Origin of the sequence: Streptococcus pseudopneumoniae (genome assembly GCF_038148935.1) — a bacterium.
Taxonomy (GTDB): Bacteria; Bacillota; Bacilli; order Lactobacillales; family Streptococcaceae; genus Streptococcus; species Streptococcus pseudopneumoniae_U.
Window position 1 is genome coordinate 1 of record NZ_JBBJZX010000063.1, and the last position, 11,777, is coordinate 11,777.

At 40.3% G+C, this 11,777-nt stretch carries 15 protein-coding genes; 2 read left to right on the forward strand and 13 right to left on the reverse strand.

What is annotated here, in order from left to right; translation table 11 throughout:
- Nucleotides 1-177 precede the first annotated feature (177 nt).
- Together WKI42_RS07405 and WKI42_RS07410 are read left to right on the forward strand one after the other, a co-directional pair.
- Entirely contained in the window at nt 178-978 is an 801-nt protein-coding gene (locus WKI42_RS07405; RefSeq protein WP_173234499.1) for a DUF1189 domain-containing protein, read from the forward strand.
- Between the two features lie 9 nt (nt 979-987).
- A complete protein-coding gene (locus WKI42_RS07410; RefSeq protein ID WP_001145438.1) occupies nt 988-1,974 on the forward strand; it encodes a LacI family DNA-binding transcriptional regulator in 987 nt (328 codons plus the stop codon).
- 106 nt (nt 1,975-2,080) lie between these two features.
- Here the strand turns inward: WKI42_RS07410 and WKI42_RS07415 are convergent, their stop codons facing one another.
- The 13 genes from WKI42_RS07415 to WKI42_RS07475 all read right to left on the reverse strand — a co-directional run bounded on the left by WKI42_RS07415 (nt 2,081) and on the right by WKI42_RS07475 (nt 11,754).
- Nucleotides 2,081-3,022 carry a YitT family protein gene (locus WKI42_RS07415; protein WP_173218843.1) on the reverse strand — a complete coding sequence of 314 codons (942 nt, stop codon included), beginning with the start codon at nt 3,020-3,022 and terminating at the stop codon, nt 2,081-2,083.
- An 18-nt stretch (nt 3,023-3,040) separates the two neighbouring features.
- Complete coding sequence (gene aspS / locus WKI42_RS07420) at nt 3,041-4,798, reverse strand: aspartate--tRNA ligase (RefSeq protein WP_173306493.1); 1,758 nt, start codon at nt 4,796-4,798, stop codon at nt 3,041-3,043.
- Between the two features lie 135 nt (nt 4,799-4,933).
- Entirely contained in the window at nt 4,934-5,164 is a 231-nt protein-coding gene (locus WKI42_RS07425; protein ID WP_000832181.1) for a hypothetical protein, read from the reverse strand.
- A 17-nt stretch (nt 5,165-5,181) separates the two neighbouring features.
- Entirely contained in the window at nt 5,182-5,823 is a 642-nt protein-coding gene (locus tag WKI42_RS07430) for a type II CAAX endopeptidase family protein (protein ID WP_368081579.1), read from the reverse strand.
- Nucleotides 5,824-5,832: 9 nt separating this feature from the next.
- Complete coding sequence (locus tag WKI42_RS07435) at nt 5,833-6,531, reverse strand: ABC transporter permease (RefSeq protein WP_368081580.1); 699 nt, start codon at nt 6,529-6,531, stop codon at nt 5,833-5,835.
- Nucleotides 6,524-7,348, reverse strand: coding sequence for an ABC transporter ATP-binding protein (locus tag WKI42_RS07440; RefSeq protein ID WP_368081581.1), 825 nt, complete (start codon nt 7,346-7,348; stop codon nt 6,524-6,526). Before WKI42_RS07440 ends, WKI42_RS07435 begins: the two co-directional genes overlap by 8 nt.
- A gap of 10 nt (nt 7,349-7,358) precedes the next feature.
- Nucleotides 7,359-8,099 (reverse strand): DUF3169 family protein, encoded by a 741-nt coding sequence (locus tag WKI42_RS07445; protein WP_368081582.1) that lies wholly within the window; start codon nt 8,097-8,099, stop codon nt 7,359-7,361.
- Nucleotides 8,100-8,110: 11 nt separating this feature from the next.
- Nucleotides 8,111-8,299, reverse strand: coding sequence for a hypothetical protein (locus WKI42_RS07450; RefSeq protein ID WP_138701918.1), 189 nt, complete (start codon nt 8,297-8,299; stop codon nt 8,111-8,113).
- Entirely contained in the window at nt 8,286-8,474 is a 189-nt protein-coding gene (locus WKI42_RS07455) for a hypothetical protein (RefSeq protein ID WP_049513531.1), read from the reverse strand. The genes WKI42_RS07450 and WKI42_RS07455 overlap by 14 nt, the downstream gene beginning before the upstream one ends.
- Nucleotides 8,474-8,680 (reverse strand): helix-turn-helix transcriptional regulator, encoded by a 207-nt coding sequence (locus tag WKI42_RS07460; protein ID WP_001176227.1) that lies wholly within the window; start codon nt 8,678-8,680, stop codon nt 8,474-8,476. The genes WKI42_RS07455 and WKI42_RS07460 overlap by 1 nt, the downstream gene beginning before the upstream one ends.
- Nucleotides 8,681-8,689: 9 nt before the next feature.
- Entirely contained in the window at nt 8,690-9,004 is a 315-nt protein-coding gene (locus WKI42_RS07465) for a hypothetical protein (RefSeq protein ID WP_173253475.1), read from the reverse strand.
- Between the two features lie 144 nt (nt 9,005-9,148).
- Nucleotides 9,149-10,429 (reverse strand): histidine--tRNA ligase, encoded by a 1,281-nt coding sequence (gene hisS / locus WKI42_RS07470; RefSeq protein ID WP_368081583.1) that lies wholly within the window; start codon nt 10,427-10,429, stop codon nt 9,149-9,151.
- 77 nt (nt 10,430-10,506) lie between these two features.
- Complete coding sequence (locus tag WKI42_RS07475) at nt 10,507-11,754, reverse strand: transporter (RefSeq protein ID WP_368081584.1); 1,248 nt, start codon at nt 11,752-11,754, stop codon at nt 10,507-10,509.
- Nucleotides 11,755-11,777: the final 23 nt, after the last annotated feature.

The window sequence follows — 11,777 nt, forward strand, 5'->3', positions numbered from 1 at the left end:
TGTTTTGAGCAACCTGTGGCTAGCTTCCTAGTTTGCTCTTTGATTTTCATTGAGTATTAACGATTGTTACTGTAAGTAATGTCCTTACAACAAGCAATTTTTCTCCTAGACTTGAAATAAAGCACATTTCTCTATATAATAATACTCATATAGAAAACACCTTTTAGAAAGATACCTATGCTTCCATATCCATTTTCCTATTTTTCAAGTATTTGGGGATTTCGTAAGCCCCTGTCCAAACGTTTCGGACTCAACTGGTTTCAACTTCTCTTTACCAGTATCTTCCTTATCAGCTTGTCTATGGTACCCATTGCCATCCAAAACAGCTCACAGGAGACTTATCCGCTAGAAACTTTTATCGATAATGTCTATGAACCTCTGACAGATGAGGTTATCCAGGATCTCTCTGAACATGCTAGAATTGTTGATGGCACATTAACTTATACAGGAACAGCTAATCAAGCGCCTTCTGTTGTGATTGGTCCAAGCCCAAGTAAGGAGTTCCCGAAGGACTTGCAACTGCATTTCGATACAAATGAGCTGATCATCAGCAAGGAAAGTAAGGAACTGACCCGAATCTCTTACCGAGCGATTCAGACTGAGAGTTTCAAAAGTAAGGACAGCTTGACCCAAGCAATTTCTAAAGACTGGTACCAGCAGAATCGTGTCTATATCAGTCTCTTCCTAGTTCTCGGTGCGAGCTTCCTCTTTGGTTTGAATTTCTTTATCGTCTCTCTAGGAGCGAGTCTTCTCCTTTATATCACTAAGAAATCACGCCTCTTTTCATTTAGAACCTTTAAAGAGTGCTACCATTTTATCTTGAATTGTTTAGGATTGCCGACTCTGATTACACTTATTTTGGGATTATTTGGCCAAAATATGTCAACCCTCATTACTGTACAAAATATTCTTTTTGTTCTGTATCTGGTCACTATCTTTTATAAAACACATTTCCGTGATCCAGATTACCATAAATAGGAGATTTTTATGCCCGTTACGATTAAAGACGTGGCCAAGGCTGCTGGTGTTTCACCTTCAACCGTAACCCGTGTTATTCAAAATAAATCAACCATTAGCGACGAAACAAAAAAACGCGTTCGTAAGGCTATGAAAGAGCTCAATTACCATCCCAACCTCAATGCTCGCAGCTTGGTAAGTAGCTATACTCAGGTGATTGGTTTGGTTCTTCCTGATGACTCAGACGCCTTCTACCAGAATCCTTTCTTTCCATCGGTTCTACGTGGCATCTCTCAAGTCGCATCTGAAAACCACTATGCCATTCAGATCGCAACAGGGAAAGATGAGAAGGAGCGTCTCAACGCTATTTCACAAATGGTCTACGGCAAGCGTGTAGATGGGCTAATCTTTCTCTATGCCCAAGAAGAAGACCCTCTCGTAAAACTCGTCGCAGAAGAACAGTTCCCCTTCCTTATCTTAGGTAAATCTCTATCTCCTTTCATCCCACTTGTCGACAACGACAATGTTCAAGCTGGTTTTGATGCGACAGAATATTTCATCAAAAAAGGCTGCAAACGAATTGCCTTTATCGGAGGAAGTAAAAAGCTCTTCGTGACCAAAGACCGTTTAACAGGCTATGAACAGGCGCTTAAACATTACAAACTTACCACTGACAACAATCGCATCTACTTTGCAGACGAGTTTCTGGAAGAAAAGGGCTATAAATTTAGCAAGCGATTATTCAAGCACGATCCACAAATTGATGCTATCATCACAACCGATAGTCTCCTAGCTGAAGGTGTTTGTGACTATATTGCCAAACACCAGCTGGATGTCCCTGTTCTCAGCTTTGACTCGGTTAATCCCAAGCTCAATTTGGCAGCATATATAGATATCAATAGCCTAGCCCTTGGACGCACTTCTTTAGAAACTATTCTCTGTATCATCAATGATTCTAAAGAAAATAGACAAATCTGCTACCGCCAGTTGATTGCCCACAAAATTATTGAAAAATAAGAGGCTGGTCAAAAAATCTTTAAAAGCAAAAACGCATACTATCAGGTGTTTAAAAACTTGATAGTATGCGTTTTATTGTGGGAAGACTCATTTTAAGTACTAGTCACTAGTTATCTATCTCAACAAATCTTCCTAGAATATGAACATTCTCTGATACAGAGACAAAGGCACCTGGGTCCACTTGTGTCATAATCTGTTTAAATTCATTAAACTCTGCACGTGTAATGACAGTGATTAAAACTGCCTTTCTCTCATGATTATAGGTTCCTTCTGCATCGTGGATCATGGTTGCGCCGCGGTGCAATTTTTTATGGATTTTCTCAATTACCTTCTCTGGATGATTGGTCACAATCATGGCCTGCATGCGTTTTTGCTTGGTAAAGACAGCGTCTGTCACACGGCTAGAGACAAAGATGGTAATCATAGAGTAGAGAGCGTATTTCCAACCAAAGGTCAAACCTGCTATCAGCATGATGGTCCCATTTACCAAGAAAGAAATACTACCGACATTCTTACCTGTTTTCTTGCGAATGGTCAGGCTGACGATATCCGTTCCCCCACTGGAGATATTGTTGCGAAGAGCAAAACCAATCCCCAAGCCCATAACAACGCCCCCAAAAAGGGCATTGATAATGGGATCCTCCGTCAAGGTTGCCACAGGGACAAACTGGATAAAGAAGGAACTCATAGACACCGTGATAAATGTAAAGACGGTGAACTTATGGCCAATCTGATACCAGGCCAAGACCATCAAAGGGAAGTTAATGGCGTAAAAGGTTAGCGAAATTGGTATATGAAAACCAAACCAGTGATTACTCAAGGCAGAGATAATCTGTGCCAAACCTGTCGCACCACTCGAATACACATGCCCCGGTTGGAAAAAGAAATTGACCGCTACTGCTGATAAAAATCCATAGACCAGAGAGGCCGAAATCTTCTCATCATATTTCTCACGAGAGATGCTTTGTAAGACACGTAAAATTTTTATCTGATAAGCAAAGCGGCGCAGATAATAGCGCCACCGCTTAATTCGTTTTGCTTGTTTCATCTTCTTCTACTCAACATTTCAAACATTAAAGCAAGAGGGTTTCAATTGAATCTCTAGTTCCTCTAGTTGTTTGAGTGCTACTGTTGATGGAGCTTGTGTCATTGGGTCACTTGCCTTGTTGTTCTTAGGAAAGGCAATGACTTCACGGATATTTTCTTCTCCAGCAAGCAACATGACAAAGCGGTCAAGACCGATAGCCAAGCCACCGTGTGGTGGGAAACCATAGTCCATGGCTTCAAGAAGGAAGCCAAACTGGTCATTTGCTTCTTCGGCTGAGAAACCAAGAGCCTTGAACATGCGTTCTTGAAGGTCTTTTTGATTGATACGAAGGCTACCACCACCAAGCTCATAACCGTTCAAGACGATATCGTAAGCAATGGCACGAACCTTAGCCAAATCACCTTCTAATTCGTGAGCAGTCTCTTCCTGTGGAAGTGTGAATGGATGGTGGGCGCTCATGTAACGGCCTTCTTCTTCAGACCATTCAAACATTGGCCAGTCAACCACCCAAAGGAAGTTGAATTTATCGTTATCAATCAAGCCAAGCTCTTTGGCAATACGTCCACGAAGGGCACCAAGAGTTGCGTTAGCTACTTCAAGCGTATCCGCCACAAAGAGAACCAAGTCCTTATCTTCAAGAGCAAGTGCTGCTGTCAATTCTGCTTGGATGTTAGTCAAGAACTTGGCAACGGGTCCGTTTAATTCTCCATCAACCACCTTGACCCAAGCAAGACCTTTGGCACCATACTGTTTGGCTACTTCCGTCATCTTGTCGATGTCTTTACGTGAATAGTTGTCCGCAGCTCTTTTGACTACAATTGCTTTAACGGCAGGTGCTTCTGAAAAGACTTTAAAGTCTACACCTTTGACAACTTCTGTTAAGTCCTGAAGCAACATGTCAAAACGGGTATCAGGTTTATCAGAACCGTAAAGAGCCATAGCATCATCATACTTCATACGTGGGAAAGGCAGAGTGACTTCAATGCCTTTTGTTTCCTTCATCACGCGCGCAATCAAACCTTCTGTGATATCTTGGATTTCTTGCTCAGTAAGGAAGGACGTTTCCAAGTCGATCTGGGTAAACTCAGGTTGTCGGTCACCACGCAAGTCCTCATCACGGAAACATTTAACGATTTGGTAATAACGGTCAAAACCAGCATTCATCAACAATTGCTTAGTGATTTGTGGACTTTGTGGAAGAGCGTAAAAATGTCCTTTATTAACACGAGATGGTACCAAGTAGTCACGCGCCCCTTCTGGCGTTGACTTAGAAAGAAATGGTGTCTCCACGTCGATAAACTCCAACTCATCCAAGTAGTTGCGAATAGAGTGGGTCACCTTAGCACGAAGTTTGAGATTTTCCAACATCTCTGGACGACGAAGGTCAAGGTAACGGTAACGCAAACGCGTATCGTCATTGGCCTCAATACCATCCTTAATCTCAAATGGTGTTGTCTTAGCTGTATTAAGCACTGTCAAAGCCGTCACGTTTAACTCAACTGCACCAGTTGGCAACTTATCATTGGCTTGCTCACGCGCAGCAACTTGACCAGTCACCTCGATAACAAATTCGCTACGAAGGCTTTCAGCTGTTGCCATAACCTCTGCAGAGACTTTTTCAGGGTTGATAACCAACTGCATGATTCCTTCACGGTCACGAAGGTCGATAAAGATCAAACCACCAAGGTCACGACGACGGCCAACCCATCCTTTCAAGGTTATTTCTTGTCCGATGTGTTCCTCACGAACACGACCAGCATACATACTACGTTTCATTGTTTCTCTCCTCTTTTATTCTGTTACTATTTTACCATAAAAGCGCAGGCTCTTCATGAAAATCAGCAGAAAAGTTTGCCAGTCTTTAAAAATTAGCGCCCATACAAAAAATCCGATGAAGTTCACCGGACTCTTTTATTTTGAATTGTTGCCTGCTTTACGCTTTTCAGCAATTTCGGCTGCCTTTCGAGGCAAGACAATTTCCGTTATGTAAGCCGTCCCAAAACGCAGTACACCTGCAATAGGGGCAAAGACAACTGCTAGATAATTGTAGAAGAAATCGCCTTTGAAGGCATAAGCTAGTGCCCCGATAATGAAAAATAGAACAACTGCTTGAATCACTGCTAATAAAATTACTCGTTTCATGTGACCTCCTGACTCTATTATAGCATGAGAATCATCAAAAAGCCGACTAAATTATTCAAAGCGTGAAGAGAAATACTGTAGACCAGACCTTTTCTGCTAATATAAGCCAAGCCCAAACTAAAACCAAGGCTAAAATAGACAAAAAATTGTTGCACATCACCTGGGAAATGAATCAAGGTAAACAGAAGACTAGATACCAGAAGAAAAATCAGAGTTTGTTTACTATTGTCCTGCTTAGGAAAGAGGTAGCGTGCTAACATCCCTCTAAAGATAAGTTCTTCCGTCAAAGGAGCAAAAATAACGACCGCAAAGAATGAGAAAAGTGGTTGAGACAAAGTCAAGTCTATCGCTATTTGCTGATTTACTGAAGGATCATTTGGCAAGAAAAACTGGACAACAAGAGATAAGAACCAAACCAAGACAGGAAGCCAAATAAATCGGTTGAAGCCACTCTTCTCAATACGAACAGGACCTTTCTGATACCATTTGTAAATGCCGTACACATAAACTCCAGCCAAGGCCACGTAGAGCAAGGTCACAGCATAGGGTGAACCGCCTAAGGCAAGCGACGTAGTCGCGAGCACCTGAATGAAGCCATAGATGAATAAAAAGGATAGAACAGCTAGAAGAAACCAGCCGAGGTTTTTAAGTAATTTCATAAAGGTCTCCTATCTTGCTTTATAGCTATTTTTCAATACAAAGAGGTTCGCTATTCCTAATACAAGTACCCAGGCAAGTAACATACCGATGTTAGAAAAAGATATTTCTCCACCTTTTTTATTTAAAAGATTTACAATAGGACCAACGAACGAGTAATCCAACACTTTTTGAACCGTATCATTTTGAGAAGCAATCATAGGTAAAAAAGAGACAATTAACATAGGGAAGATACTATAAACTTGCGCTTTAGATTGAGTATCTAACACCGCACCGATTAGAAGGTTGAGAAAAATAATACTAATCGTTGCTAGGAGCAAATAGATAACGTAGGCAAATAAATAACCTGATAGATCTACTTTAAGATAGATGGGAAGCACAATCATAGCAAGTAACATTATCAGAATAGGGAGAACGAGCATACTGAAAGTATATTCTGTTGCTGTCACACCACTTAGGAGGAGTGATTTAAGATTTCGTTTTTCCTTATCTTCTGCCATCATAATCGATACCATATAACCACTTCCCATGCTCAAGACCATCGTCAAGCTAGCAGATAGAAAAAATAGGCTCAATTGTCCATTCTTATTTAAAAATTCATTATATAAAACAGTCAGTCCAAAAGGCAACAATAGAGTCGCCAACAAAGATGAATTGCTAATAAGGACTTGTAATCTTAACCATAGTAGGGCATTTAATTTTCTAAACATCTAACTTTTCTCCTGTCAATCTGATAAAGATTTCTTCTAGTGTCGGCTCACAAGAGTGGACCATCATCAAATCTGTCGTGTCTAAATGTGGTAATTCTTCAAATGGAACTATCTGTTCTCGTCCATCGTTATAAACCACACGTACTTTCTTATCCACATGGTACTTCTGGATAATATCTTGCGGACTTCCATACTCTATTAAGTTTCCCTTATTTAAAAGAGATAAGCGATCACAAAGCAGAGTTGCTTCATTCATATCATGCGTGGTCAGAAAGATAGTTGTCCCCGCCTGCTTTAATTCTTGAAGTAGGGTATGAATCATCTTGGATGTTGTAGGGTCTAAGCCACTGGTTGGCTCATCTAGGAAGAGAATCTTAGGTGCATTCAGAAGGGCACGAGCCAAGAACATTCGTTGTTTCATTCCTGTAGATAGTTTTTCTGCGATAATATCTTTAGCATCTGCCAATCCAACCTGTTGGAGTACCTGATTTACTCTATCTGACTTGAGACCATATAACTTAGCATAGATGAGAAGATTTTTATAAAGACTCATCTTTTCATAAAAACCACTGCCATCACTAACTATACCGATTTGTTCCAAATCATTTGAAGTTAAATCTTGAGAATTCTTGCCTAACAAAACTGTGTTACCTTGATCTGCAGCCAACTGACCTGTTAAGACATTGATCATGGTTGTTTTACCTGAGCCAGAAGGGCCAAGAAAACCAAAGATTTCTCCCTCCTTAATCTCAAAAGAAATCTGATGAAGAGCTTTTTTGCTCCCAAAACTTTTGCTTACATTTTCAACACGAATCATAGAAACTCCTTTATTTGAAATAGCGTTTTACCATAGGTAACTGCATCACATTGATATAAATATGGATTGCTCCTACAAGCAAGAAGGCTAGTAACTGAATCTCTCCTGTCAAGAAAGAAATGATAAAAAGAAAAATATATAAGGCTGGTAAGACATACTGATTTAATTGGAATAAAATCCGAAAACTCTGTTCTAAATTAGCTTGTCGCTCCCCTTCATCATAAGAATTTACATACTCTAAGACATCCTTTGGTGTTGAGAAAAATGCCAAATCAAACTGACGAACAATCGCAATGGTCTTAAAAAGATATTTTTGAACACTGAAAATCAGCACTAATCCCAAAAAAGAAAGAGATAAGGTTAGATTGCTTCTATTTGGTACAATCACTTCACTACCTGAGATGAAAAGAGCCAATAAAATCGCTACGCTTGCAATATTAAAAGCAATGGTTCCAAACTCGAGATTCCGATACATTTGCACATAATAGGTTTCATTCAGATCATCATCCATTTCCTCTTGATACAAGGAATGAAATTTTCTGCTTTTCTTTAAGAAATTGAATGTCAAAAGAATGCTAATGAAACCTAACACTAAACAAATAGCTGATATCCATGGTATCAAGATTTTTACATCTAACATAATTCCGTGGGATTCGGCAACAGCCTTAAACATCCCTACAAACATGCCCAAGAAAGCTCCCAAGACAACACACATTAAAAACAACAATCCACGTTTCTTTTTCTTTTTCATATTCATTCTCCTTATTCACTTGCTAGATTTTTGGATTTCTTTTCAATCCAGTCAACGACTGGGATAAGAGCAAAGTAGGCCCAGATAAATTGGTCGCTGTAATAGAGATCAAACCATCCTAGATTTGTTCCAATTAGTAGACACAGGCTGACTAATAGAGCTATGGCAACTACATAATAGATTACTTTATACTTGTTCATCATTTTTCTCCTTCTTCTTCAACCAGTTGAAAATGGACAAGAGGACTAAGTTAACCCAAAATAAATACTTACTTTCAACAAAATAGAACCACCCCAGTAATGTTCCAATCATAGCGAAAGCATTCACAATGAGGGCAAGAACACTCATGTAATAAATCACTTTATACTTGTTCATCACTCGTCCTCCTCCAAGCGAAATACTGATTCGACTGTTTCGTTGAAAATTTGAGATATTTTCAGGGCAATGATAATGGACGGGGTGTACTCATCCCGTTCTAGTAGACTAATGGTCTGCCTGGAAACCCCTGCCAGCTTGGCTAGGTCGGTTTGATTGAGACCATCGCGAGCCCGAAGCTCTTTTAGACGATTTTTAAGTTGCATGTTACACACCTACTCTCCGTCAAATTCAACTGTTTGGATATCCTCAATACGTTGCAACTTGATTTTTTCTTTTCCCGTCTTATCTACGTATCGTAGCTTGACCCATTCCTCATCAACATCCACAACTTCCCAAAAATTTGTTCCAAATAGTTCTCCAATGATTGTTGGTTTCTTTCCAATCATTTCTTGCAATAATCTCGACATTTCTGCGTTTCCTTTCTCTTTTCTTTCGATTACCTTTAACCTCTTCTCTAACCGCTTGATTTTCTTAGATTGACTCATATAAATCAAGACGAGAAAAGGAAACAAAATCCATACCCACATGTGGCTCCCTCCTATTTCTTAACTTGCTTATATTGTAACACATCTTTTTCTTTTTGACAAGCATATTTGTCAAAAAGTTTATGATTTTTGTCATTTTGCAAAAGAAAAAGGTCAGGAGTAAGGTCCTGACCAGTTTTTCTACTATTAAAAGCCTAATTTTTCAAAGATTTCTGAGAAATTTTGATTGATAGCATCAAGTGACACTTGAACTTCTTCTCGGGTTTGATTATTCTTGACTGTCACTTGTCCGCTTTCGACTTCACTCTCTCCTAGAGTGATGAGAGTCTTAGCCGCAAAGACATCGGCTGACTTGAACTGAGCTTTGAGTTTACGGTTGAGGTAATCACGCTCTGCTTTGAAACCTTGTTGGCGAAGAGCCTGTACCAATTCCAAAGCCTTGACATTTGCTCCTTGACCCAAGACTGCTATATAGACATCTAGGGCGTTTTCGATAGGGAGAGCCACACCTTGCTTTTCAAGAATGAGAAGCAAACGCTCTACACCAAGTCCAAAACCAAAGCCAGCAGTTTCAGGGCCTCCAAAGTAAGAAACCAAACCATCGTAACGACCACCCGCACAGACTGTCAGGTCATTGCCCTCAATCTCAGTGATAAACTCGAAAATGGTGTGGTTGTAGTAGTCCAGACCACGCACCATATTGGTATCGATGATGTAGTCTACTCCAAGATTTTCCAACATCTGACGGACGGCATCAAAGTGGGCTTGGCTTTCTTCATCAAGGAAATCCAAGATAGACGGCGCATTCTCTACTGCTACCTTGTCTTCTTTTTCCTTAGAGTCCAAGACACGGAGAGGATTTTCCTCCAAGCGACGTTGGCTATCCTTAGACAAGGTCTCCTTGAGCGGTGTCAAATAGTCAATCAAGGCTTGACGGTAGGCTGCACGGCTCTCAGGATTTCCAAGAGTGTTAAGATGTAATTTGACACCTTGGATGCCGATTTCTTTCAAGAAATGAGCTGCCATAGCGATGGTTTCCACATCGGTAGCTGGATTGCTAGAGCCAAAACACTCAACACCAATCTGGTGGAATTGGCGCAAACGCCCTGCCTGTGGACGCTCATAGCGGAACATAGGGCCCATGTAGTAGAACTTACTTGGCTTTTGCACTTCTGGAGCAAAGAGTTTATTTTCCACGTAGGAACGGACAACTGGCGCTGTTCCTTCTGGACGGAGGGTAATATGACGGTCACCCTTGTCATAAAAGTCGTACATTTCCTTGGTTACGATATCCGTTGTATCTCCGACAGAGCGACTGATGACCTCGTAATGCTCAAAAATAGGCGTGCGCACTTCTGCATAGTTGTAGCGCTTGAAAATATCACGGGCAAAGCCCTCAACGTACTGCCACTTGGCAGATTCAGCAGGTAGAATATCCTGCGTTCCTTTTGGTTTTTGTAATTTCATAGGGAATCCTCTTTAAACTTAATAGTCTTATTTTACCATAAATAGAGGGATTAAAACAGTGAGAAAAAAATTAGGATTTAGATATCATTTTTGAGATTAATAACTGTCAAAAAAATAGCTAGCAAGGAAAAACCAACAAATAGCATCCAAGTCAACTGTATATTCCATACGGCTACTAGTGAAAAACAGGCTGTTCCCACAGGTATGGACAAGGTAAACAATAAACCTAAAAAATTACTGGTACGAGCTAGAACCTCTGGAGCTAGATTTTTCATGAGCATGGCACTAATCTTTGGTTGAACTTTACCAGACACATACAGAGTTGAACAGAGAAATAGTAAACCAAGTACGACTTGATTGAATAAATTAGCTAGACCAACTAGACTGAGTCCTACGGTCACCCACATCATCAATCTAGGCAAGGACTGCTTCCCAAAATAATCATTGCCCGTAAGGCTACTGATGATGACTGCTACTAAAACACAGAATTGATTGATAAATAGTGCCTCTGTGTAAGAAAAATTCAAGAGAGAATGGCTCAAAAAGAAGATATTATAAATTCCACCCAAAGCGCCACCCAAGGCATTGATAAGCAAGACAGCAAAGAGCATAAAACCAAAGTTTTTCTGTCCACTTTTAAGAAAAACGAGACGTAAATTTCGGTAAATTGTTAGGAACTGGTCTTTGATAGAAAGCTTCTCATTTTTTAGTGATTCACCATCAGCAGATGACATTGACAGACTCAATTTGCTTCTTCCTAAAAAGAGGATAACGGCTGATACTAGGAAAAAACAGGCATTGATTCCCGCAACGAGAGAAAAATTATTGACCGATAGACCTAAGAGCCAGACTCCGAAAGCTTGACCCCCAATAGCTGAAATATAAGTGATGAACTGGGAAAAAGAATAAGCCTCCATCAAATCCTCTTCAGCTACTTTTTCCTTAATAAGAGGCATGCGCAAACCACCTGCAAAATCACTGATGACATCACTAATGACATTGATTAAACACAAGCTAGAAAAGGCAAAGAGACTAGCTTGCTGAACAACTAGGGCTGCCAGAAAAAATAAAACCGCCTGAAACAAACCGCTATAGACCATCCATTTGACCTTGTCCCTCGTGTAATCTGCCCGAATCCCTACAAAAACTGTAAAGAGAGTCGGAAGAATCATGACAATATTCGCCATAGCAACAGCAAACGAGGCTTGTGGCAAGGTCGATGCATAGACGATAAAGACCAGATTAAAAATCGAAGCACCAAAAGCATTGAAGAATCGTGACAAAGTTAAGAGTCGATAAGCTTGATTTCTAAACAATAGTTTCATAGATAATCTCCCTTCTTGTTCAA

Bases quoted from the DNA above. Each gene is read 5' to 3' on its own strand.
- WKI42_RS07435 (WP_368081580.1), bottom strand. From the start codon at position 6,531: ATGTTTAGAAAATTAAATGCCCTACTATGGTTAAGATTACAAGTCCTT.
- WKI42_RS07415 (WP_173218843.1), bottom strand. From the start codon at position 3,022: ATGAAACAAGCAAAACGAATTAAGCGGTGGCGCTATTATCTGCGCCGC.
- WKI42_RS07465 (WP_173253475.1), bottom strand. From the start codon at position 9,004: ATGTGGGTATGGATTTTGTTTCCTTTTCTCGTCTTGATTTATATGAGT.
- WKI42_RS07450 (WP_138701918.1), bottom strand. From the start codon at position 8,299: ATGAACAAGTATAAAGTAATCTATTATGTAGTTGCCATAGCTCTATTA.
- hisS (WP_368081583.1), bottom strand. From the start codon at position 10,429: ATGAAATTACAAAAACCAAAAGGAACGCAGGATATTCTACCTGCTGAA.
- WKI42_RS07425 (WP_000832181.1), bottom strand. From the start codon at position 5,164: ATGAAACGAGTAATTTTATTAGCAGTGATTCAAGCAGTTGTTCTATTT.
- WKI42_RS07430 (WP_368081579.1), bottom strand. From the start codon at position 5,823: ATGAAATTACTTAAAAACCTCGGCTGGTTTCTTCTAGCTGTTCTATCC.
- WKI42_RS07445 (WP_368081582.1), bottom strand. From the start codon at position 8,099: ATGAAAAAGAAAAAGAAACGTGGATTGTTGTTTTTAATGTGTGTTGTC.
- WKI42_RS07410 (WP_001145438.1), top strand. From the start codon at position 988: ATGCCCGTTACGATTAAAGACGTGGCCAAGGCTGCTGGTGTTTCACCT.
- WKI42_RS07455 (WP_049513531.1), bottom strand. From the start codon at position 8,474: ATGAACAAGTATAAAGTGATTTATTACATGAGTGTTCTTGCCCTCATT.
- WKI42_RS07460 (WP_001176227.1), bottom strand. From the start codon at position 8,680: ATGCAACTTAAAAATCGTCTAAAAGAGCTTCGGGCTCGCGATGGTCTC.
- WKI42_RS07475 (WP_368081584.1), bottom strand. From the start codon at position 11,754: ATGAAACTATTGTTTAGAAATCAAGCTTATCGACTCTTAACTTTGTCA.
- aspS (WP_173306493.1), bottom strand. From the start codon at position 4,798: ATGAAACGTAGTATGTATGCTGGTCGTGTTCGTGAGGAACACATCGGA.
- WKI42_RS07405 (WP_173234499.1), top strand. From the start codon at position 178: ATGCTTCCATATCCATTTTCCTATTTTTCAAGTATTTGGGGATTTCGT.
- WKI42_RS07440 (WP_368081581.1), bottom strand. From the start codon at position 7,348: ATGATTCGTGTTGAAAATGTAAGCAAAAGTTTTGGGAGCAAAAAAGCT.